Genomic DNA, 21610 nt, shown 5'->3' on the forward strand with positions numbered 1-21610 from the left:
TATGATCAAAAAATACATAGGCAACCTTTTTTTACCAGCACGTTTTTATATCGTGGTGGGAGGATGCATTGTATTGTTTGTTATCTCATTTTTTGTACCAGCATTGTATCAGCCAGTTAAGATCATTTTATATACAATCGCAGCACTAATATTTTTTGATTACATTTTTTTATTTTTCGGAGGAAGCTCACCAGCTGCCAAACGTATAGTGGCAGAACGTTTGAGCAATGGCGACACCAATAAAGTTTCATTACAGGTAACCAATCGGATGCGTTTTGAAGTGATGATGGAAATCATTGACGAATTACCGGTGCAGTTTCAAAAAAGAGATTTTATATTAAAACAATCTTTCAAAGCCGGCCAGCAAAAAAACATGGCTTATACCATACGGCCTACCGAAAGGGGCGAATATCATTTTGGTGATATCATTATCTACGTTAGATCCCTGCTAGGTTTATTGATGCGTAGGCACAATGTTGAGGCAGAAATGACCGTCGAGGTGTTCCCTTCATTTATGCAATTACGCAAATACGAATTGATTTCTCAAACTACAATACAATCTGAAAATGGCAATAAACGCATGCGCAAAATTGGCCATAGCATGGAATTTGAACAGATAAAGGAATACGTGAGGGGAGACGATATTCGCAGCATTAACTGGAAAGCTACTGCACGTAAAACTTCGTTAATGGTAAATAATTATACCGACGAAAGAAGTCAACAGGTGTATTGTATCATAGACAAGGGGCGTTTGATGAAGATGCCATTTAACGGACTTAGTTTACTAGACTACGCTATTAACAGCACACTGGTTTTAAGTAATGTCTGTTTACAAAAACAAGATAGAGTAGGCCTGATAACCTTTGCTAATAAAATGGGGACACTGCTGGCGGCTGACAGAAAGCCGATCCAGCGAAGTCATATTTCAGAACTTTTATTCAAAGAGGAAACAAGTTATCTTGAAAGCGATTATGAAATGTTGTATATGCAAATACGCAGTCGTATCAAGCATCGTAGCCTGCTTATATTGTTTACAAATTTCGAATCGCTATCAGGTTTAAAAAGACAATTGAACTATTTGCGTTCCATTGCCAGGCATCATTTGCTGATGGTTGTATTTTTTGAAAATACGGAATTGAAAGAACTCTCATCTATCTCTGCCTCCAATACAGAAGAAGTGTATATTAAAACCATTGCAGAAAAATTTGCCTTCGAAAAGAGATTGATCGTAAAAGAATTACAGAAGCATGGCATTTTATCTATCCTTACTTCGCCTGAACATTTAACCATCAACACGATCAATAAATATCTTGAATTAAAGACCAGACAAGCGATTTGATTTTCATACTCTACGGTATCTGATTAACATTTCTCCATTGCCGTTTCAAATAGTACTTTTGCGAAAACATTAACTGTGGCAAAAAAAGGATCATACAGAGAAAGATATACCAACCGGATCATTGAGGCAGGAGGCGAAGCCCCAGTCAGACAGGAACGAAAAGAACGTATCCCTATTGACCCTGCCATTCAATTGCCATATGCTGAAGGTAAAGTTATTTTAATTGACAAGCCGCTGCATTGGACATCATTTGATGTTGTACGTAAATTACGTGGGCTGCTTCAGATCAAAAAAATTGGTCATGCCGGTACACTGGATCCTTTAGCTACCGGTCTCTTGATTGTATGCACTGGTAAATTCACCAAAAAGATCAATGAATTTATGGCACAACAAAAGGAATATACCGGCAGTATCACACTCGGGGCAGTTACCCCAACATACGATCTGGAAAGTAAGCCTGAACAGGAAAAAGATTATTCATTTATTACCAATGAAATGCTGCAGAATGCTACAAAAAAATTCATCGGTGAAATAGATCAGTATCCTCCCATATATTCCGCCATAAAAAAAGATGGGGTGGCTTTATATGAATTAGCCAGGCGAGGAGAGGAGGTGGAATTGAAATCAAGGAAAATAACTATTCATAGTTTTGAGATCACCCATATTGCTTTACCTGTTGTTGACTTTAAAGTAACGTGTTCAACAGGAACGTATATACGCAGTTTGGCAAACGATTTTGGGGCAGCATTGGGCTGTGGGGGGTATTTAAGCAGTCTCCGCCGTACGAAGATAGGAGAATTCAACGCTGCTGACGCTATTGATATGGATGATTTAACGAAAGAATTATATCCAGCAGTTAATTAGAACGGATAACTTATACCAATTGTAAAATTGAAATTCTCGTACCGCCATTTTTTATAGCGTTCATCATTATATGTTTTTCCCGGATTCAAAGGATCGGGTACATTTACTCCACGTTTGAATAAATTATTAAAAGAGAAAATATTTGGCAACTGCCATCCTGCATTTTTAGCAACATCCGGTTTTTTAAATCTGAAGCCAAGATCAAATCGGATGAGGAAATAATTAAAATCCAACCTGAATCCATAGCCTGCAGAAACACCTAATTGTTTATACAAATTAGAAAAATCAAACTGTAAACTATCCGGGCCTCCACCAGTTTTTGTATTTTTAAAATTCCAGATGTTACCTGCATCTATAAAAAAGGCTCCTTTTAATGTAACCGAATTAGGGATTATTTGCCAGAGATTATGCCTGTTCTCATAATTACCTTCTATTCTTACATCACCTGTTCTGTCATTAAAATTATTTCCACTTCCATAAGGCGCCAATGGTCTTGCTCCCTGGCCGATACCACGAATTGGCCAACCTCTCATACTATTTGAGCCGCCGGCAAAATATTGCTTAAAGAAGGGTAGTGAAGAATCCTGTTTTCCATATGGCCAACCCACTCCCACAAAAAAACGAAAGACATTAGCCGATTTATTTTTACTGATAGTCTTAGTAAATTCAAAATCTCCTTTAGCAAATTGACGTAAATATTTTTCAAAGATGCCGGATTGTGCCAATGGGAAAAATAAGGGATGCCCCGATTCTTCCACATTTATTTTTATTGTACTCAAATTTTTTGCGGTACCATAATTATACGTGTAGCTAACACTGGTACCAATTACCAATGCTGTTTTAAAAGAATATTTCAAGTAAGGATACTTAGCAAGCGTATCTGAAAAACTTTTAGATTCATTGTACAACCTCGAAAATTCAACATTCAATAATTTTAATACCCAGTTGCCATTTTTCTTATTGTTCCAACTATACCCTACTGCCAACCCTAAAGATTGTAAATTGAATAGATCAATTCTGTTGGTATAAGATAAACTGGTATTAATAAATGTTTGTTGAGCTGTCTTATTTCTTGTATCCCAGAAATCAGATCTTTCTCCTTTCTCTGTTCTGAAAGGCCATCCCAATTTAGGGATCGAAATTGTATTGGTATAGCCAACTTCATTAGAATTGATCAATCCATTGGTACTTTTATTCTTACTAACGTTAAACTCTACCCCGGCATGAAGTGCATGTGTCATCTTAACGCCAACCTTTCCAATATTTCTATCCTGTAAAGATGAGTTGACAGAAAATCCGAGCAGATTACCCAACGAATAGTTATTGTTGGTAGAATAGCTTGTTTCGATATTGGCTTCAAATCCATATTTTTTGGAAGGCAGTAATTGAATATTCATGTCAAGTTTTCCCGTGCTATCCTTGGCTTCAATGGCCTGAATATTTATGCTTTGCCATACCCCTGTCTTAGAAAAATTATTGATCGTTCGGATATAATCATCCTGCTTGTAAAGGTCTCCCTTTTCAAAAGCCATATTACTCAAAAGAAAACTGTTTTTGAATAATTTTCTTCTGTGAAAAATAGTGTACCCTTTCACAGTATCACTGGTAAACTTAGGTTGACGTACAGAACTTGTACTATAAAAATCCGGGTAAATGTAAATATTATCGATATAATACTGCTTCAGTTTATTCGTGTCTGTGGCAGGATTAAGCACCATCTGCAGCTTGATGGTTGGCTTATTTCTTTGTTGTTGTGCTTCTGCCAATAAACGTAAACTTTCAAAAGGATCATCACTGATAGTGGTTAATGATGCAATGGTAGTGTCTCCCAGTAATTGCAGGTCATCCGAACTGAATTTAAAGTATCCATTATTACGATAAAGATCAACAAGTCGGGCATTTTCTGCATTGATATCCACCTTAGTAACCGGTCTTCCTTTTTTCAAGAAAGATTTATTGATCGTCTTTAAGGCCAATTGCTGCAGATCTTCTTTTTTTAATTGATAGCCAATAGTGTCAATCAATGTTGGAGGACCGGTTTCTACACTGTAAGCAACAGAAACCCTTTTTTGATTTTTTTTAGTGATCGTATCAACCTTATAAGTAGCGATAGAATTGTAATATCCAATATGCACCATCGATGCTTTCATGTTTCTTGCAGATGCTCCGGCATAAGCTGTATCAAATACCGGCGGTTGATTGATATAGTGAAATACTAAAAATTTGTCTGTTTTTATCACTCTTGCACTATCATCTAATTGAGCCTCTAATCTTGTTTTGATAGCTATTTTTTCATCTTTGCTTAAATTTTGTCCGATAACTTTAATATCATTGCTAAATAAAAACGGTTTATCTTTTTGGTATTTTTTCGGAATGGTACAGGAAGAAAAAAGTACAGCTAACAATGCAATACTTTTCAGGCTATTTATAAATCCGGATTTATTAAAAAAATTAACGAGCATACAAATCTTTAAAAAACGATGTTAAGCAAAACATATACCAAATATATTCAAAGTTTACACCACAAAAAATCAAGAGATATTGAGGGAGTATTTATTGGCGAAGGTACTAAGGTAGTGTTAGAATTATTGCAATCTGAAAAGTTTGAGTGTAAAACCCTGTTTTGTACCTACAACTGGGAGGTACAATATAAATCGACAGTAAAAAAAAATTACAAAGAACCGATCCAGGTCATAACTGATATTGAATTAGAAAAGATCAGTGCATTATCAACTCCTAATGAAGTATTGGCTATTTTTTCAAAGTCTACAACAGAGAAAGTTGCTGCAAAAGGCAAAATAAATTTGATGTTGGACACTATCCAGGATCCCGGAAACCTGGGTACGATCATTCGGATAGCCGATTGGTTTGGCATTGAAAATATCATCTGCTCAAAAAACACTACAGAAATGTATAACCCCAAAGTAGTACAAAGTACCATGGGGAGTTTGAGCAGGGTAAATATTATTTATACAGACCTGGTTGATTGGATCGACAAGAATGACGACATTAAAGTATACGCCGCAGCACTTGACGGTAAAAAAGTTAATGAAATAAAAGACCTGAAAGAAGGGATCATCTTAATAGGCAACGAATCAAAAGGCATTAGTGCAGAATTAATGAATATTGCTTTTGAAAAAATTACTATTCCTAAAATAGGAGAGGCCGAATCATTGAATGCTGCTGTAGCAACGGGTATTATATTGTCACATATTATCTGAATTGTATAGCCCGTATAGCTTTTATTTTTTTTACCAATATAGAAGGAATGATCAATGTAGCGAAACAAATTGCCAATGTGATGATATCTATCAATAATATTTGCCACCACACAATTTGTGCATGAGCTTCACTCATGAAATACGCTTCTTCATCTAACTTTATAAATCCTGTTTTTTCCTGCAGCAAGCAAATGCCTACACCCAGTATAGTGCCAATAATAATTCCCACGATTGCGATCAGGCTTGTATTGTATAAGAATATTTTTTGAACAGTCCAGTCGCTTGCCCCCAATGCTTTTAATACGCCGGTCATTTTTGTTCTTTCCAATACAATGATCAATAAACAAGTGATCAGGTTTACCACAGCCACTACCAGCATAATGGAGATCAATATAAATTTGATTCTGTTCTGTAGAGCAAGCCAGTCAAAGATATTAGGATATATCTCCTTGATACTTTTACTGTTCCATTCAAGCGGTGTTTGTTGTTTGATCAGATTGGTTATCGTATCGATCTTTGTATAATCTTTTAAGAAGACCTCATACGCACCGATCTGATTGGCATCCCAATCATTCATTCTACGAATGAGGTTGATATCACAAATAGCAAACTGTTTGTCGTAATCTTCAATAGATGTTTTAAAAATACCAACGACCTTAAGCTTCCGGGCCCTCTTAGAGCCATCTTGTTGTATAAAAAATGACAAAATAGTATCATTCACATTCACGTTAAGTTGCTTGGCCGTATAAGCTGAGATATCGATCTCTTTACTATAACCACTATCGGCAAACGATAACCATTTTCCTTTTACTAAAAATGGATCGAGTCGACTATAATCAAATGATGAATCTATTCCTTTATACAATATGCTCTCAATATCTGTTCCATAGGTGAGTATGGCCGATTTTGTCGCATAACGCTCTACGTTCTTAACCTCAGGAATACTTTTTATAATATTTTCAACTGTATCATTCTTGGTAATAACATATTCTTCGGCGGTGTTTGCCCTGTCTTCAATATCCTGTTGAACATGTATATGTCCCCAAAAACTGAATACTTTATTGCTGATCACCTGCTGAAATCCGTTTACAAAACTTAATGCTACGATCATTACAGCCACACTGATAGCAGTAGCTCCAACGGCCAGCCGTACTATAAAACGAGAGAATGTTTTCTGCTTGTTAAAGGCAATTCTTTTAGCTATGAACGCTGATATATCCAATCGGCATAAATTTTGTCAATCAATAATATGATAACTGATTGTGTGGCAGATAAATTAAGTATCTTGTCATCAGTTTTTCAAAACTAAACCATTTTATTTCAATTTGATGAAACACTTGCAATCTCTGTTTATAAAATTTATTTTCTTCTTATGGTTACTGGGCAACCAGGTAATCAGTTCGGCTCAAACAAACGCCGGAAATACCTATCTGCCCAATATTAAAACCGTTCGTTTACATACGTATGGCGATCAGTTGAGTATGCCTATCTATAAATTGAACAGTGACGACCGACTTGAATTACATTTTGATGATCTTGACGGGGATGTGAAAAGTTACTATTATACCTATCAGTTGTGTGATTACGATTGGCAACCTGTAAATCTCAGCCCGTTTGATTATATTAAAGGATTTACTCAACAAAGGATCAGCAATTACCGATACTCATCCATTGCATTTACCCGTTACACACATTACCAGGTTATTTTGCCCGAAGCTAATTCTGTACCTACAAAAAGCGGTAATTATTTACTAAAGGTGTTTCTAAACGGAGATACTACTAATCTGGCTTTTACCAGGCGACTTCTGGTACTTGACTCAAGAAGTACAGTGAGTGCACAAATGATGCAGCCCTTTACACCACAAAATTTCAATACACATCAGCGAATAAAATTTGCAGTCAATATAAACGGACTAAATGCATTTAATCCTAATCAGCAGATAAAAGTAGTGGTATTGCAAAATTATCGTTGGGATAATGCTCAATTCAATGCTTTTCCAACATTTATCAGAGGCAATACTTTAGAATATAACACTGAAAACAATTTTGTTTTTCCCGGCGGAAAAGAATGGCGCTGGCTCGATCTGAGAAGCCTGCGTTTATTAAGTGAAAGAATTGACAGTGCAGATAAGAAGAAGAACAGCACAGATATTTTTGTTAAGACCGATGCCGACAGAAGCAATCAACGTTATGTCTATTATCAGGATTTTAATGGGCTTTACCAGGTTACGACTTATGAAAGTGTTAATCCTTATTGGCAGGGAGATTATGCCACAGTACATTTTAGTTTTGCTCCGCCGAATTTAGCGGAATATAAAAACAAAGAACTATGCCTGATCGGGCAACTGACAGAAAACGCATTTCCTCAAAATAACAAAATGATCTATAACCCCGATAAAGGATTGTATGAAAGCAGTTTGTTTTTAAAACAGGGATATTACAGTTACGGATACATGTTAAAAGACAAGACCAATCCGGCGCTTGATACCGAATTGGATGGCAATTATTGGGAAACTGAAAATTATTATACGATCCTGGTTTATTATAAATCATTTACCGACAGAAGTGATCAGTTGATTGGCGTTGGTAAAATAAATACAAGAACAGACAGACCTGGGTTTAGCTTTTAAACAATTTGGTGATCAGCTTTTGAATATTTCCTTTTATTTTCAAATCATAACTAATTTCCAAATTAATACATTTTAAAATCAATTCTCCTTATCTTTGCGCCGGCAAGTCTTATACGACCAGCTCCTGCTGAACTCCCCCAGGACCGGAAGGTAGCAAGGGTAGGTGGTTGAGCGGTGCGATGTAAGTAACTTGCCATTTTTTTTTGCCTGTTTACCATCTCCAATAACAGCATTTTATCCATTTTTTCCCGATCAAATAAAAATTGACATAAAACTTTTAATTATTTTACTTTTGCAGGGAATAATTTTAACTCACAATTAAAAAGCTAATCCCCCTTTAGGGGATAGGGGCATATGAAATTTTTTATAGACACAGCCAACCTGGCACAAATTAAAGAAGCAAACGATTTAGGAATATTAGATGGTGTTACCACTAATCCATCTCTAATGGCCAAAGAAGGCATTAAAGGAGAAGAAGCAGTTATGAACCATTACAAAACCATTTGTGAAATGGTAGATGGTGATATCAGTGCTGAAGTTATTTCAACTGATTTTGATGGCATTATTGCAGAAGGGAAAAAATTAGCTGCAATTCATCCAAATATTATTGTAAAAGTGCCAATGATCAAAGATGGCATCAAAGCGATCAAATGGTTTACTGAAAACGGCATTAAAACAAACTGTACTTTGATTTTCTCTGCAGGACAAGCAATACTTGCTGCAAAAGCAGGTGCTACATATGTTTCTCCATTCATCGGAAGAATTGATGATAGTGGTTGGGACGGAATGGATCTGATCCATCAGTTACGTCAGATATTTTCTATGCAGGGATACAAAACAGAAATATTAGCGGCATCAATACGTAATCCAAATCATATTATTAAATGTGCTGAAGCCGGTGCCGATGTTTGCACTTGTCCGTTACCTTCAATCTTAGGTTTATTGAAACATCCTTTGACAGATATAGGATTAGCGCAATTTTTGGAAGACGCTAAAAAGTTTGCTTAAATGAGTAAATACATTTTAGGGGCTCTTTTTTTATTGTTTTCAAATATTATAACTGCACAGGAAATTGTTCTTCAGACTGATTCTACAGGTGTTTTTATGCACCCCACACCTGTAGTTGATACCCAAAGTCTAGACAATATAGTTTTTACCAAAGTAGAGAAAGATGCAGAATTTCCAGGAGGAGCATCAGCGTGGGCCAAATATCTTCAACGAAATTTAAATGCTTTGGTTCCAATAAAAAATGGAGCACCAAAGGGTTCATATCTAGTTGTTATAAGATTTATTGTAGATATGGATGGTTCTGTAAGTACAATAAATGCCGATGTATCTCCAGGGTATGGAACTGCGGAGGAAGTAATACGTATTATTAAAGAAGGACCTAAATGGACTCCTGCCAGACAAAATGGAAGAATAGTAAGAGCTTATCGAAAACAGCCTGTAACTTTTGTAGTTCAATAAAGACATTTTATACATTTAAATGCCCGATAAATCTTTACAGATGAATCGGGCATTTTTACTTATAGCTTAACCTCAATTTTTTTTCTTATTTGATTTCGGTTTATTTCTCACATCATTCAAAATCTCATCTACTGTTTTCAATTGTTCATTATCAGCTTTCGTTTTTATAAAAACAGAAAACTCTTTATATAAAGCCGGGTTGGCTTTGAGTACAACTTTAAAATCTACTTTATTGCCGGCAAAGCTTTTATCCAGCCACAAATTATTTCCATAAAATTTACCTGCAGAAGCAGAAAAAATAAGATGTGTGCTGTCCAAAGGCAAATATCTTCCATTAGATAAAAGACCGTCAATGTTGATATAATTGTATGTCCCTTTTTTTAAACTGTCAGTGTATAAATTGACGTAGATGTTGTCAATCGTCTGCGCTTTCGCAAATGCCGATAAAAGTATACAAATGGAAAATATTGTTTTCTTCACTGAATTTGTTTTTTGGTAAGATTGAAAAATCTATGCCAAAGGTTGTCTTGGTATCTGTTAAATTTTTGTTGTTACTCAATTACTGATACCAACCCGATGCTTTACATATTCATTTTTTTCTAATTCGGTCAACATAAACAAGGCAAGATCACCCACATTAATTTTATATGCATTAGGGACAGGCGCATAATCAGCGTTGGTTACATATGTACCGGTAACTTCCGCATCAATAATGTCCGGAGAACAAACAAATGTCCAATCCAGTGAAGAAGCTTTTAAAAATTCATAAGCCTTTAAATGTTCCTTTCCCACAGGAATATATTGAGCAGGGTAGTCTGGGGCATCCAACAGAAAGGTATCATCTTCCGCATTCAGCACTCCAAGTCCCCCCAAACCAACAATACGTTTTACACCTGCTTTCTGCATTTGAGTTACAATATTTTTCATGCCAAGGCTACGAGTAACATCCAAACCATTGGGAGCTCCGCCTAATGCAGATAACACTGCATCACATCCTTTTATGGCAGTAAACACCTCTTTTTCATCAAATAAAGCACCTTGTATCAACTCCAGGTTGTCATTTTCAGGTAAATCAGCCGTAAACACATTTCTTCCAAACGCTCTTACCTGATGTCCCATATGCAACGCCTGTTTCACCAATCGACTACCAACCATTCCCGTTGCTCCAAATATTATAATTTTCATACATTTTTTCTTTGAATAAAGATAAACTATATACTACTTAGTTACGTAGAACATCGCCGAACTCATCCTTTTTTTTATTAAACACTGATTTTGCAAATGGACACAATGGTAATATCTTAAGCTGATTAGATCTGGCAAATTCAACCGCCGAATGCACCAACTGATAGCCGACATTTTTGCCTCTTAAAGCATCAGAAACTTCTGTGTGTTCAATGATCAGCAATTTGTCTCCTGTCATTGAGTAGGTCATTTCTGCAAGTACATTTCCGTTTTCTTCTACATAAAATGAACCTTTATGTCCTTCTTCCTTATGTTGTATCAGCATTTGATATAATTTTCAGGAAAAATACATCAAAATATTTTTTGGTTAATTAAAAAATCACACTCATATTTGCAATAACAAATGAAAATAAACAATACAAATAACAATAGTTGGTGGTGGCAGTCAAGGTAATTCTTGTGTCGCTATGCTATTGATATGTATTTAATATACTCGTAAGCCCCGACACATTGTGTTGGGGCTTTTTAATACCCCTTAACCCCCTAAAGGGGGAATAGGAAGTAAACAGAACAAACGAATTTTAAACTAAAGTTCCGTTACAGCGGATTGAGGTAAAATGAAAAAAATAAGAATAGAAACCACATCGAAAAAACTCTTAGCCGATATCTACACACCGGTAGGTATTTATTTACGATTGAGAGACAGATTCAGAGATACCATACTGTTGGAGAGTACCGATTTTCATGCAGGTGAAAACAGTTATTCTTACATAGGTATCAATGCTATTGCCGGTATTGAAATAAGCAATACAAAAATTATCGAATACAAATTACCAGGAGAAGTTCCTGAAAAAATTACCATCGCAAATCCAACGGATGTTCCACAACATTTATGGGATTTTATGCAACGATTTGAAGTAACTGAACATGCACCCAAACCAATAAATGTAGCCCAGGGTTTATTTGGTTACAGTACTTATGATGCGGTACAATTTTTCGATACGATAAATTTGAGTGTAGAACATAAAGAACAAAGTACAGAAATACCGTTGATGCGTTACAGATTGTATCAGTATGTAATTGCGATCAATCATTTTAAAGATGAATTATTTATTTGTGAAAATTTAATCCCGGGAATTGAGAGCAGAATTGATGAAGTAGAAAGCTTAATAAAAAGTAAAGATGTTCCGGTCTTCCCATTTGAAAGTATTGGAGAAGAAACCTCTAATCTTACTGATGAACAATATTTACAAATAGTAAAGAAAGGAATTGCAAGTTGTTACAGAGGTGATGTTTTCCAGATCGTACTCAGCAGAAAATTTGAACAGAAATTCAGAGGTGATGAATTCAATGTTTACAGGGCACTACGAAACATCAATCCAAGTCCATATTTATTTTATTTTGATTATGGTGATTATAAACTGATAGGTTCTTCTCCTGAAAGTCAGTTAATAGTGGAGAATGGAAAAGCGATCGTTCATCCAATTGCGGGTACGTTTAAAAGAACAGGCAACGATGAACAGGATAAAGCATTGGCTATTGAATTAGAAGCAGATGAAAAAGAGAATGCCGAACACGTGATGCTGGTAGATCTTGCAAGAAACGACCTAAGCAGAATGTGCAATGAAGTAGAAGTAACACAATACAAAAAGATCAATTACTACTCTCATGTTATTCATTTGGTGAGTGAAGTAAAAGGCACTGTACAGGCCGAAACAAATCCTTTTAAATTATTAGCAGTTAGTTTTCCTGCAGGTACACTAAGTGGTGCGCCTAAATTTAAGGCGATGCAATTGATCAATGAATTTGAACCAACAAAAAGAAGTTATTACGGAGGCGCTATAGGCTTTATGGGCTTTGACGGAAGATGTAATCACGCTATTATGATCCGTACATTTTTAAGTAAGAATAATACATTAATTCGCCAGGCGGGTGCAGGCATTGTTGCTGCCAGTAAACCCGAAAGCGAATTACAGGAAGTGAACAATAAATTGAACGCATTAAAACAAGCTATTGCATTAGCACAAACTATATAAGATGAAGATATTGGTATTTGATAATTACGATTCATTCACCTACAACCTTGTTCATTTGGTTGAAAAGATCATGCATGAGAAAGTAGATGTTTACCGTAATGATAAGATCGCTTTAGAAAAAGTAAAAGAATATGATAAGATCATTTTATCACCCGGACCAGGCATACCTGAAGAAGCTGGCTTACTCTTGCCGCTGATCAAAGAATATGCTTCCAGCAAATCAATACTGGGTGTATGTCTCGGGCATCAGGCAATAGGCGAAGCATTTGGTGGCACGTTGGAGAATTTGAGTACGGTATATCATGGGGTTGCAACCAACATTAAAAAGACAAATGTCGCATCAAAATTGTTTGACGGATTAGAGAATAGTTTTGAAGTAGGTCGTTACCATAGCTGGATAGTCAGCAATAAAAATTTCCCGACTGAATTAGCAATCACAGCCACAGATGACAATGGTTACATCATGGGGCTACAACACAAAACTTTTGATGTACAAGGTGTACAATTTCATCCGGAAAGCGTATTAACACCCGACGGAGAAAAAATATTAAGGAACTGGTTGAAACAATAACGTAATGAAAAAGATTCTACAACATTTATTCGAATATAAAAGCCTTACTGCTGCACAGGCTAAAGAAGTATTGATCAATATTTCTAAAGGAGTGTACAATGAAAGTGAGATCGCATCTTTTGTTACCGTATATCTTATGCGGAGCATCACCATTGATGAATTAAGTGGATTCAGAGATGCATTGCAGGAGTTGTGCGTAAAAATTGACCTTAACGGTAATGACGTAATTGATATAGTAGGTACGGGTGGTGATGGAAAAGATACTTTCAATATTTCTACCTTAAGTTGTTTTATTGTTGCCGGCACCGGTAACAAAGTGGCTAAACATGGTAATTACGGAGCATCATCTATCAGCGGAAGCAGCAACGTAATGGAACAGTTAGGCTATAAATTCAAAAACGATGCCGATACACTAAAAAGAGAAATTGAAACATGTAATATTTGTTTTTTACATGCACCTCTTTTTCACCCGGCATTAAAAGCTGTAGGGCCAATCAGAAAAAATTTAGGCATACGTACTTTTTTTAATATGCTCGGACCAATGGTTAATCCTGCTTTTCCAAAGCATCAATTAGTAGGTGTATACAACCTCGAAATGGCAAGGATCTATAATTATTTATTACAACAGACAGCTAATAATTTCACCATCATCCATAGCCTTGATGGCTATGATGAAATCTCTTTGACAGGAGATACCAAAGTGATCACCAATGAAGGAGAAAAAATATTGACTGCTGAATTTTTAGGCAAAAGAACTGTAAAACCTGAAGATATTCATGGAGGTGATTCTGTAGAAGCTGCCGCAAAAATATTTTTAAATATTTTGAAAGGAGAAGGCACATGGTCTCAAAATGCAGTGGTACTAGCTAACTCAGCCATGGCATTGCAATGTACTGGCAAGTATAGCAACTACGAAGAATGTTATCAATTAGCAGTTAATAGCTTGGAAAGTGGTAGTGCATTAAAAGTTTTACAAAAATTAGTAGGTTAAGCTCATGACTATTTTAGATAAAATAATTGAACAAAAAGCAATTGAAGTAGCAGAAAGAAAATTGCAAACAAGTGCAGAGGAATTAAGAAATTCTCCACTGTATAGCCGTACTTGTTTTTCATTAAAACAATTTTTACTGGATGAAACGAAAACAGGCATCATTGCTGAGTTCAAACGTCAATCTCCATCAAAAGGAGTGATCAATGCAACTGCGGATGTGGTGGATGTTACAAAAGCGTATACAGAAAATGGTGCAAGCTGTTTATCTGTGCTTACAGATGAAATATTCTTCGGCGGAACCACTAATGACCTGACTAAAGCAAGGATCAATAATATTCCTATCTTAAGAAAAGATTTTATTATTGATGAATACCAGATCATCGAAGCAAAGTCAATGGGGGCTGATGTTATCTTATTGATAGCAGCTTGCTTAACACCACAAAGAGTGAAAGAATTAGCCATCTTTGCAACAAGTTTAGGCTTAGAAGTGTTACTTGAAATTCATGCTGAAGAAGAATTAGTACATATATGTGATGAAACTGCCATAGTGGGTGTAAATAACCGGGATCTGAAAACCTTTACGGTTGATATCAACCGGTCCATTGCTTTAAGCAAACAGATACCAGCGGATAAGATCAAAGTAGCAGAAAGCGGTATTCACAATGTAGAAACGATCAATATCTTTAAAAATGCCGGATTTAAGGGTTTTTTAATAGGTGAGAACTTTATGAAACAACCCAACCCAACGATTGCTTTTGCCGAATTTGTAAAACAATTAAAAGCATCAGCGTAATGAGAGTAAAAGTTTGTGGTATTACACAAGGAGAGCAATTGGTAAAATTGCCGGAAGTTGGCGCTACCTTTGCCGGATTCATTTTTTATCCGAGATCGCCGAGGTATGTGCTACGCCACATGACCACAAATCAGATAAAAAAGGAAAACAATATTAATAAGGTGGGGGTTTTTGTAAATGCTTCTACAGAAGAAGTATTGCATATGGTGGATGAATGCAGATTACACATGGTACAATTACATGGAGATGAAACACCTAAATATTGCGAAAAAATTGCTGATTATATTTCAGTAGTAAAAGCTTTCAGAGTGAGTGAATCTGATAATATTGGCTACCGCATTCAAGAGTACATGAACGTTTGCGATATGTTTATGTTTGATACAGAAGGAGTGGGATATGGCGGTACCGGCAAAAAATTTGATTGGGACAAACAACTATCAGGAGTTCAGGTAGGCAAACCTTATTTTTTAAGCGGTGGTATTGAACCGTCTGATGCAGAAAATTTGAAAACATTTGCAGCGAAACCAGAAGCAAAAGCATTATTTGCAATTGATATCAATACTAAATTTGAAGTGATGCCCGGCATCAAGGATATGGAACTAATTAAAAATTTTACAAGTCAATTATAAAAAGAAAAAAGAAGATGAACATTAAAGTATGTGGTATTACACAATTGAAACAGTTACAACAGTTAGATGGATTAGGAATTGATTTTGCAGGATTGATCTTTGTAAAGGATTCTCCAAGATATGTAGGAGACAAACTAAATAAAAGTGAAATTAAAAATGCCGATTTTGACCTAAAGACAGTAGGGGTATTTCGTAATCCGGAAATGATAGACGTGTTGGATGCGATTGATGAATACGGTTTAAATGTAGTTCAATTGCACGGAGAAGAAACTCCGGAAATGTGTGAAGACCTCTCTGAAGAAGTAGAAGTGATCAAAGCATTCAGTATCGGCGATGGAAACGTAGATATTGATGAGTTGGTTGCTGATTATGATGCAGTATGCGATTATTATTTATTTGACACCGCTACTAAAGATGGCAAATCAGGCGGCACCGGCAAACAGTTTGATTGGAAAATTTTAAGCAAAGCGAAAATTGAAAAACCATTCTTTTTGAGTGGTGGTATTAGCATAGATGATATTGAAAAAATCAAAAAATTCAAACACCCTGATTTTTTAGGCGTTGATGTAAATAGCAAACTGGAAAAAGAACCTGGTGTAAAAGATATGGGACTGGTATTACAATTCAAGCAGGGATTTAAACATTGATAATTATTTTTAATGATTGCAATCAGACTAGCTACCGAAAATGATCTGCCACAGATGCTGGAAATTTATAATGATATCATTATAAACACTACAGCTGTATGGGATTACAATCCGCACACAATGGAAATGAGACAGGTCTGGTTCAATACAAAAAAAGAACAGGGGTTTCCGGTTTTTGTTGCAGAAGAGAATAATAAAATTGTTGGATTCAGTACGATAGGCCCTTTCAGAACATGGGCAGGGTATAGGTTTACGGTAGAAAATTCTGTGTATGTTGCCCAGGATTGCAGAGGTAGAGGTGTGGGGAAGTTATTATTACCTCCTTTGATCGATGCTGCAAAAAAATTGCAATTGCATAGCATTATAGCAGGTATAGATGCCGACAATGTAGAGAGCATTGCATTGCATAAAAAATTCGGGTTTACCGAAGCAGCACATTTAAAGGAAGTAGGCTATAAGTTTGACCGATGGCTAGATCTGAAATTATTAGAGTTGATTGTATAAGTATTGTTGACTATTGGTATGCAGTACAAGTGAGTGACACAACGATGATGCCATGAAAAGCAAATGTTTGTCAAAAAAAATAATGATAAAACAGTAGTTTGAAAAAATAAAGAATATGCAAACAGAAAAGAGCTTAGAAGCCCCTTCAGGGGTTTGGGGCGTAAATGAACATGGTTATTATGGAGATTTTGGAGGAGCATTTATCCCTGAAATGTTATATCCCAATGTTAAAGAATTGCAGGAGAATTATTTGCAAATAATGTATGAGCCTGAATTTCAAAAAGAGTTTCAACAATTGCTGATTGATTATGTTGGAAGGCCAACTCCTTTATTTTTAGCAGAAAGATTAAGTGCAAAATATGGTGCAAAAATTTATCTGAAAAGAGAAGATCTCTGCCATACCGGTGCACACAAAATAAACAACACCATCGGCCAGATTTTACTTGCCATCAAATTAGGCAAAAAAAGGATCATAGCCGAAACAGGCGCCGGGCAGCATGGCGTGGCTACTGCAACGGTTTGTGCATTGAAAGGATTGGAATGTATTGTCTACATGGGAGAAAAAGATATTGAGCGCCAGGCTCCAAATGTTGCCAGAATGAAGATGCTAGGCGCTACCGTTGTTCCTGCTAAAAGCGGTAGTAAAACATTGAAAGATGCCACCAATGAAGCGATAAGAGATTGGATCAATAATCCGGTAGATACACATTATATCATTGGCAGTGTGGTTGGTCCACATCCATACCCCGATATGGTTGCAAGATTCCAAAGTGTGATCAGTGAAGAAACAAAAAAACAATTACAGGAAAAGACCGGCAATAAAAATCCCGATTACGTAGTAGCGTGCGTTGGTGGAGGCAGCAATGCAGCAGGTGCATTTTATCACTTTTTAGATGAACGATCAGTAAAGCTGGTTGCAGTGGAAGCTGCAGGTTGTGGTATCAACAGCGGCATGAGTGCAGCAACAACACAACTGGGAACACCAGGTATTTTGCATGGCAGTAAAAGCTTACTCATGCAAACGGAAGATGGCCAGGTGGTAGAGCCACATAGCATTTCAGCAGGATTGGATTATCCCGGTATCGGCCCATTACATGCACATCTATATAAAAGTGGCAGGGGGATTTTTATGAGTGCAACAGATAAGGAAGCATTACAGGCCGCATTTGAGCTGAGTAAACTGGAAGGCATCATCCCTGCATTAGAGAGTGCACATGCACTTTTTGCATTAAATAATATTAAATTTAAAAAAGAGGATGTGGTAGTAGTTTGTTTAAGCGGAAGAGGTGATAAGGATCTATCTACTTACATGAAGGCAATGGAAACAGCATAATCTCAATATGAAACTTTTATCATTTTTTTGCATCTGTATTTTTTTTGTCTCATGTGAAACCGGGCCTTATCTCAAGCATACTTTAGTAGCAGAGAAAAAAGGCAATTGTTCACAGCCCGTGCCTAACAGCACTATGACATCAAATATAAACGGAGAACGTTTTGAGTTCTATTATTGTCTCCCGGATAATTTCACGGAAAAAGATTTTACTGTTATAAGAAGGGGAGATTCACTGATCACAAATTTATCTGACATAAAAATAGGCGATAAAACTACTTTGTATAAATTAACATTAGACATAGACACATATCCAAAGTATAGCTTTATAAAATTAGGAGAGAATGTAGTGGGCATTACGCCTGTATATTAATAAAATGCGTTGAATATAATCATGAGTAAACTAACAGCACTTTTTAATCGAAAAAAAAATAATGTATTGAACGTGTACTGTACGGCAGGGTATCCGCGACTGAACAGTACGATTGAAGTAATGCAGGCGCTGGAAGCCAACGGCGCAGATATTATTGAAATAGGTATGCCTTACAGCGATCCATTAGCTGATGGAGAAGTGATTCAGCAAAGTAGTGCTGTGGCATTAGGAAACGGAATGACACTAAACATTTTATTCGAACAGTTAAAGGATCTCAGACAAAAGGTTTCTATCCCGGTAATCCTGATGGGATATATGAATCCTATCATGCAATACGGATTAGAAAAATTCTGTGCTGCTGCTGCTGAGGTAGGCGTTGATGCATTAATATTGCCGGATCTACCTATGTATGAATTTGAAACTGAATATGGTGCTGTTATAAAAAAACACGGCCTCGATTTTATATTCTTAGTAACACCCGAAACCGGAGAGGAACGTATTCGTAAAATTGACTCTTTGAGTACCGGCTTTATTTATGCTGTATCATCTTCCTCAACAACTGGCAGTAATAAGGTCATTGCCAATCAGGAAGAATATTTTATTAAGCTGCAACAAATGAACTTAAAGAATCCTGTATTGGTGGGATTTGGCATTAAAGATAAACAAACTTTTGAGGCAGCCTGTAAACATACCAATGGAGCTATTATTGGCAGCGCTTATATCAATGCACTTCAAAACACATTGGATATTAACGGAGTTACTAAAGATTTCTTAAATAAAATATTAAGCTAATTTAAATCTTTGCAAAACAGTTAAATTGCATATTCAAAGTTATCGTATGAAGAAATTTTTGCTTCTTGTTTTATTTACTCCACTGCTGACATTTTCTCAGACCCATAAAAAGTATGTAAAAAAACATACTGCTGTCCGTTCCAAAAAAGCAGCAGATGAATTCATCATTAACGGAACTTTGAAAGGCTTTACAGATGGAACAAAGATCGCTTTATTGAATGGACGAACAGGTGTACAGGAAGCCGAAACCAAAATCAATAAAAACAAATTCTCATTCAAAGGGAAACTTGGGCAGCCGGACTTTAAGATATTGCTTATTAATAATACGCCTCCTTATCTGGTAATGTTTTTAGATAACAGTATTGTTAAAGTAGTTGGCACAAAAGATTCAATTACTAACGCAAAAGTTACCGGATCGAGATCTAATAAAGATTATCAGGAATATGATAAGGCCATAGAACCCTACAGGCATATACTGGAAGAGAATGCTCCTTATGATTCTATTGCAGAAAAAAATATGCTGAAGATCACACAGGACTTTGTTGCCCAACACCCTAAATCTTATGTTTCCCCATTGGCGATCATTCATTACAGCCAGGTAGATGATGAAGAAGATAACACACAATTGTTGTATAATATGTTGGATTCGAATGTAAAAATATCCAACATGGGTAATTATGTTGTTCAACTGATCGAAGACAGAAAAAAGAATGGTATAGGAACGATCATGTCAGATTTTACACAAGCTGATACAGCAGGAAATCCGATAACACTTAGCTCTTTAAGAGGAAAATATGTTTTGGTTGATTTCTGGGCCAGTTGGTGCCGGCCATGTCGTATGGAAAATCCAAATGTTGTAGCTGCGTATAATAAATTCAAGAATAAAAATTTCACTGTGCTGGGTGTATCACTTGATAAAGGCAAGCAGGCATGGATAGATGCCATCACTATGGATGGATTGACCTGGTCGCATGTTAGCGATTTGCAGGGTTGGAGTAACGTGGTAGCACAGCAATTTTACATCAATAGTATCCCTCAAAATATTTTGATCGATGCCCAGGGAAAAATAGTTGGCAAGAATCTACGTGGGGAAAAACTGACCAGAAAACTTGCTAAACTGCTTAAATAAAAACCTAAACAGACGTTTGTAGTTGACGTTTGTATAACTGTACCGTATTTTCTAGTCCCAGGTAAAGTGCATCACAGATCAATGCATGCCCGATAGACACCTCCAGTAAACCAGGTATATTTTCAGCAAAAAATTTCAGGTTATGCAGATCAAGATCATGACCGGCGTTAATGCCTAAACCTAATTCATTTGCTTTTTTTGCGGCAGCTATATAAGGGGTTATTGCTTGTTGCTTATTACCAATTGCATATTCCTTAGCATACCCTTCTGTATATAATTCAATCCTGTCCGTACCTGTAGCTTTTGCTCCTTCTACCATTTCTATCACCGGATCAACAAAAATAGACACCCTGATCCCTGCGTTTTTAAAAACAGCGATCATATCTGTCAGATACGCTTTATGTTCAATGGTATTCCAGCCATGATTGGAAGTTAGCTGACCAATAGCATCCGGTACCAACGTAACCTGTGCCGGCTTATTAGCCAATACCAGGTCAACAAAAGACTGCTCGGTACAATTCCCTTCAATATTAAATTCAGTGTGAATTACCTTTTTTAGGTCATACACATCTGCATAACGAATGTGTCTTTCATCCGGACGGGGATGCACCGTGATTCCCTCTGCACCAAAACGTTCAATATCCAATGCAGTTTTTATCAGATCGGGATTATTGCCCCCACGACTATTACGCAGCGTAGCTATTTTATTGATATTTACAGATAATTTAGTCATCAGAGTACAAAGGTACAAAGCTTCCAAATATGATAGCTTCGCTATATTTTTATTTTGGTAACCAGCTGCAGATCTTTGTGTAGCTTCATTGGCGTCGCACTCTTCATCAGTAGAAATCCTATTGACCTTTGTAAATACCGTATAACATAATATAGAATTACAAATGCCGAATTCACAGTAGTATCCCCAACAGGTTGGGGACTAATCAGGGAACTAATCGATTCCAACGTAACGTAGGGAGGGCTGTAATCCTTTATCGACAGCTTTTTTGGTTACTTTTTTTCCGCAAAAAAAGTAACATAAGCACTTTTCATTATTAGTTTTCTATTTCTACCATACAATTCATAAATTTACATAGATACTTTACTAACCGTTT

Annotated in this window: 23 protein-coding genes and 1 other RNA gene; 18 read left to right on the forward strand and 6 right to left on the reverse strand. The window is 36.4% G+C overall.

The window, feature by feature from the left end; translation table 11 throughout:
• Window position 1: 1 nt before the first annotated feature.
• Together LK994_RS11840 and truB are read left to right on the forward strand one after the other, a co-directional pair.
• Window positions 2-1339, forward strand: coding sequence for a DUF58 domain-containing protein (locus tag LK994_RS11840; protein ID WP_229760295.1), 1338 nt, complete (start codon window positions 2-4; stop codon window positions 1337-1339).
• Window positions 1340-1414: 75 nt separating this feature from the next.
• Window positions 1415-2203, forward strand: coding sequence for a tRNA pseudouridine(55) synthase TruB (gene truB, locus LK994_RS11845; RefSeq protein ID WP_229760296.1), 789 nt, complete (start codon window positions 1415-1417; stop codon window positions 2201-2203).
• Here the strand turns inward: truB and tamL are convergent.
• Entirely contained in the window at window positions 2200-4665 is a 2466-nt protein-coding gene (gene tamL, locus LK994_RS11850) for a translocation and assembly module lipoprotein TamL (RefSeq protein ID WP_229760297.1), read from the reverse strand. The two genes, truB and tamL, sit on opposite strands and share 4 nt — an antisense overlap.
• Before the next feature lie 18 nt (window positions 4666-4683).
• Between tamL and LK994_RS11855 the strand changes: the two genes are divergently transcribed.
• Window positions 4684-5424, forward strand: coding sequence for a TrmH family RNA methyltransferase (locus tag LK994_RS11855; protein ID WP_229760298.1), 741 nt, complete (start codon window positions 4684-4686; stop codon window positions 5422-5424).
• Here LK994_RS11855 and LK994_RS11860 read toward each other — a convergent pair.
• The gene (locus tag LK994_RS11860; protein ID WP_229760299.1) at window positions 5417-6646 is read right to left on the reverse strand and encodes an ABC transporter permease; all 1230 of its coding nucleotides are present in this window, start codon (window positions 6644-6646) and stop codon (window positions 5417-5419) included. The genes LK994_RS11855 and LK994_RS11860 overlap by 8 nt on opposite strands.
• Before the next feature lie 106 nt (window positions 6647-6752).
• Between LK994_RS11860 and LK994_RS11865 the strand changes: the two genes are divergently transcribed.
• From LK994_RS11865 to LK994_RS11880, 4 genes are all read left to right on the forward strand, one after another.
• Entirely contained in the window at window positions 6753-8054 is a 1302-nt protein-coding gene (locus LK994_RS11865) for a type IX secretion system plug protein (RefSeq protein ID WP_229760300.1), read from the forward strand.
• A 100-nt stretch (window positions 8055-8154) separates the two neighbouring features.
• An RNA gene (gene ffs / locus LK994_RS11870) (signal recognition particle sRNA small type) lies at window positions 8155-8253 on the forward strand.
• A 155-nt stretch (window positions 8254-8408) separates the two neighbouring features.
• Window positions 8409-9062 carry a fructose-6-phosphate aldolase gene (gene fsa, locus LK994_RS11875; RefSeq protein ID WP_229760301.1) on the forward strand — a complete coding sequence of 218 codons (654 nt, stop codon included), beginning with the start codon at window positions 8409-8411 and terminating at the stop codon, window positions 9060-9062.
• Complete coding sequence (locus LK994_RS11880; protein ID WP_229760302.1) at window positions 9063-9521, forward strand: energy transducer TonB; 459 nt, start codon at window positions 9063-9065, stop codon at window positions 9519-9521.
• A gap of 72 nt (window positions 9522-9593) precedes the next feature.
• Here LK994_RS11880 and LK994_RS11885 read toward each other — a convergent pair whose 3' ends face one another.
• The 3 genes from LK994_RS11885 to LK994_RS11895 all read right to left on the reverse strand — a co-directional run bounded on the left by LK994_RS11885 (window position 9594) and on the right by LK994_RS11895 (window position 11031).
• The gene (locus tag LK994_RS11885) at window positions 9594-10001 is read right to left on the reverse strand and encodes a hypothetical protein (protein ID WP_229760303.1); all 408 of its coding nucleotides are present in this window, start codon (window positions 9999-10001) and stop codon (window positions 9594-9596) included.
• Between the two features lie 75 nt (window positions 10002-10076).
• Complete coding sequence (locus tag LK994_RS11890; RefSeq protein ID WP_229760304.1) at window positions 10077-10706, reverse strand: NAD(P)-dependent oxidoreductase; 630 nt, start codon at window positions 10704-10706, stop codon at window positions 10077-10079.
• A 37-nt stretch (window positions 10707-10743) separates the two neighbouring features.
• Complete coding sequence (locus LK994_RS11895; protein WP_229760305.1) at window positions 10744-11031, reverse strand: GNAT family N-acetyltransferase; 288 nt, start codon at window positions 11029-11031, stop codon at window positions 10744-10746.
• 292 nt (window positions 11032-11323) lie between these two features.
• Between LK994_RS11895 and LK994_RS11900 the strand changes: the two genes are divergently transcribed.
• The 11 genes from LK994_RS11900 to LK994_RS11950 all read left to right on the forward strand — a co-directional run bounded on the left by LK994_RS11900 (window position 11324) and on the right by LK994_RS11950 (window position 20501).
• The gene (locus tag LK994_RS11900) at window positions 11324-12742 is read left to right on the forward strand and encodes an anthranilate synthase component I family protein (protein ID WP_229760306.1); all 1419 of its coding nucleotides are present in this window, start codon (window positions 11324-11326) and stop codon (window positions 12740-12742) included.
• A gap of 1 nt (window position 12743) precedes the next feature.
• Window positions 12744-13313, forward strand: a complete 570-nt coding sequence (locus LK994_RS11905) for an anthranilate synthase component II (protein ID WP_229760307.1) — start codon at window positions 12744-12746, stop codon at window positions 13311-13313.
• Between the two features lie 4 nt (window positions 13314-13317).
• A complete protein-coding gene (gene trpD / locus LK994_RS11910) occupies window positions 13318-14304 on the forward strand; it encodes an anthranilate phosphoribosyltransferase (protein ID WP_229760308.1) in 987 nt (328 codons plus the stop codon).
• A 4-nt stretch (window positions 14305-14308) separates the two neighbouring features.
• Window positions 14309-15097, forward strand: coding sequence for an indole-3-glycerol phosphate synthase TrpC (gene trpC / locus LK994_RS11915; RefSeq protein WP_229760309.1), 789 nt, complete (start codon window positions 14309-14311; stop codon window positions 15095-15097).
• Window positions 15097-15726 carry a phosphoribosylanthranilate isomerase gene (locus LK994_RS11920; protein WP_229760310.1) on the forward strand — a complete coding sequence of 210 codons (630 nt, stop codon included), beginning with the start codon at window positions 15097-15099 and terminating at the stop codon, window positions 15724-15726. The genes trpC and LK994_RS11920 overlap by 1 nt, the downstream gene beginning before the upstream one ends.
• Window positions 15727-15740: 14 nt before the next feature.
• Window positions 15741-16373, forward strand: a complete 633-nt coding sequence (locus LK994_RS11925; protein WP_229760311.1) for a phosphoribosylanthranilate isomerase — start codon at window positions 15741-15743, stop codon at window positions 16371-16373.
• A gap of 12 nt (window positions 16374-16385) precedes the next feature.
• A complete protein-coding gene (locus LK994_RS11930) occupies window positions 16386-16877 on the forward strand; it encodes a GNAT family N-acetyltransferase (RefSeq protein ID WP_229760312.1) in 492 nt (163 codons plus the stop codon).
• Window positions 16878-16992: 115 nt separating this feature from the next.
• Entirely contained in the window at window positions 16993-18210 is a 1218-nt protein-coding gene (trpB, locus tag LK994_RS11935) for a tryptophan synthase subunit beta (protein WP_229760313.1), read from the forward strand.
• A 133-nt stretch (window positions 18211-18343) separates the two neighbouring features.
• Window positions 18344-18580 carry a hypothetical protein gene (locus tag LK994_RS11940; protein WP_229760314.1) on the forward strand — a complete coding sequence of 79 codons (237 nt, stop codon included), beginning with the start codon at window positions 18344-18346 and terminating at the stop codon, window positions 18578-18580.
• Window positions 18581-18601: 21 nt separating this feature from the next.
• Entirely contained in the window at window positions 18602-19372 is a 771-nt protein-coding gene (gene trpA / locus LK994_RS11945; RefSeq protein WP_229760315.1) for a tryptophan synthase subunit alpha, read from the forward strand.
• A 46-nt stretch (window positions 19373-19418) separates the two neighbouring features.
• Complete coding sequence (locus LK994_RS11950) at window positions 19419-20501, forward strand: TlpA disulfide reductase family protein (RefSeq protein WP_229760316.1); 1083 nt, start codon at window positions 19419-19421, stop codon at window positions 20499-20501.
• Between the two features lie 4 nt (window positions 20502-20505).
• Here the strand turns inward: LK994_RS11950 and LK994_RS11955 are convergent, their stop codons facing one another.
• Complete coding sequence (locus LK994_RS11955) at window positions 20506-21234, reverse strand: pyridoxine 5'-phosphate synthase (protein WP_229760317.1); 729 nt, start codon at window positions 21232-21234, stop codon at window positions 20506-20508.
• Window positions 21235-21610: the final 376 nt, after the last annotated feature.

Origin of the sequence: Ferruginibacter lapsinanis, assembly GCF_020783315.1 — a bacterium.
GTDB classification, from domain to species: domain Bacteria; phylum Bacteroidota; class Bacteroidia; order Chitinophagales; family Chitinophagaceae; genus Ferruginibacter; species Ferruginibacter lapsinanis.

Excerpts from the sequence above, each read along its gene's own strand:
- LK994_RS11840 (WP_229760295.1), top strand. The coding sequence starts at position 2 with ATGATCAAAAAATACATAGGCAACCTTTTTTTACCAGCACGTTTTTAT.
- tamL (WP_229760297.1), bottom strand. The coding sequence starts at position 4,665 with ATGCTCGTTAATTTTTTTAATAAATCCGGATTTATAAATAGCCTGAAA.
- LK994_RS11855 (WP_229760298.1), top strand. The coding sequence starts at position 4,684 with ATGTTAAGCAAAACATATACCAAATATATTCAAAGTTTACACCACAAA.
- LK994_RS11865 (WP_229760300.1), top strand. The coding sequence starts at position 6,753 with ATGAAACACTTGCAATCTCTGTTTATAAAATTTATTTTCTTCTTATGG.
- fsa (WP_229760301.1), top strand. The coding sequence starts at position 8,409 with ATGAAATTTTTTATAGACACAGCCAACCTGGCACAAATTAAAGAAGCA.
- LK994_RS11880 (WP_229760302.1), top strand. The coding sequence starts at position 9,063 with ATGAGTAAATACATTTTAGGGGCTCTTTTTTTATTGTTTTCAAATATT.
- LK994_RS11890 (WP_229760304.1), bottom strand. The coding sequence starts at position 10,706 with ATGAAAATTATAATATTTGGAGCAACGGGAATGGTTGGTAGTCGATTG.
- LK994_RS11895 (WP_229760305.1), bottom strand. The coding sequence starts at position 11,031 with ATGCTGATACAACATAAGGAAGAAGGACATAAAGGTTCATTTTATGTA.
- LK994_RS11900 (WP_229760306.1), top strand. The coding sequence starts at position 11,324 with ATGAAAAAAATAAGAATAGAAACCACATCGAAAAAACTCTTAGCCGAT.
- LK994_RS11905 (WP_229760307.1), top strand. The coding sequence starts at position 12,744 with ATGAAGATATTGGTATTTGATAATTACGATTCATTCACCTACAACCTT.
- trpD (WP_229760308.1), top strand. The coding sequence starts at position 13,318 with ATGAAAAAGATTCTACAACATTTATTCGAATATAAAAGCCTTACTGCT.
- trpC (WP_229760309.1), top strand. The coding sequence starts at position 14,309 with ATGACTATTTTAGATAAAATAATTGAACAAAAAGCAATTGAAGTAGCA.
- LK994_RS11920 (WP_229760310.1), top strand. The coding sequence starts at position 15,097 with ATGAGAGTAAAAGTTTGTGGTATTACACAAGGAGAGCAATTGGTAAAA.
- LK994_RS11925 (WP_229760311.1), top strand. The coding sequence starts at position 15,741 with ATGAACATTAAAGTATGTGGTATTACACAATTGAAACAGTTACAACAG.
- LK994_RS11930 (WP_229760312.1), top strand. The coding sequence starts at position 16,386 with ATGATTGCAATCAGACTAGCTACCGAAAATGATCTGCCACAGATGCTG.
- trpB (WP_229760313.1), top strand. The coding sequence starts at position 16,993 with ATGCAAACAGAAAAGAGCTTAGAAGCCCCTTCAGGGGTTTGGGGCGTA.
- LK994_RS11940 (WP_229760314.1), top strand. The coding sequence starts at position 18,344 with ATGACATCAAATATAAACGGAGAACGTTTTGAGTTCTATTATTGTCTC.
- trpA (WP_229760315.1), top strand. The coding sequence starts at position 18,602 with ATGAGTAAACTAACAGCACTTTTTAATCGAAAAAAAAATAATGTATTG.
- LK994_RS11950 (WP_229760316.1), top strand. The coding sequence starts at position 19,419 with ATGAAGAAATTTTTGCTTCTTGTTTTATTTACTCCACTGCTGACATTT.
- LK994_RS11955 (WP_229760317.1), bottom strand. The coding sequence starts at position 21,234 with ATGACTAAATTATCTGTAAATATCAATAAAATAGCTACGCTGCGTAAT.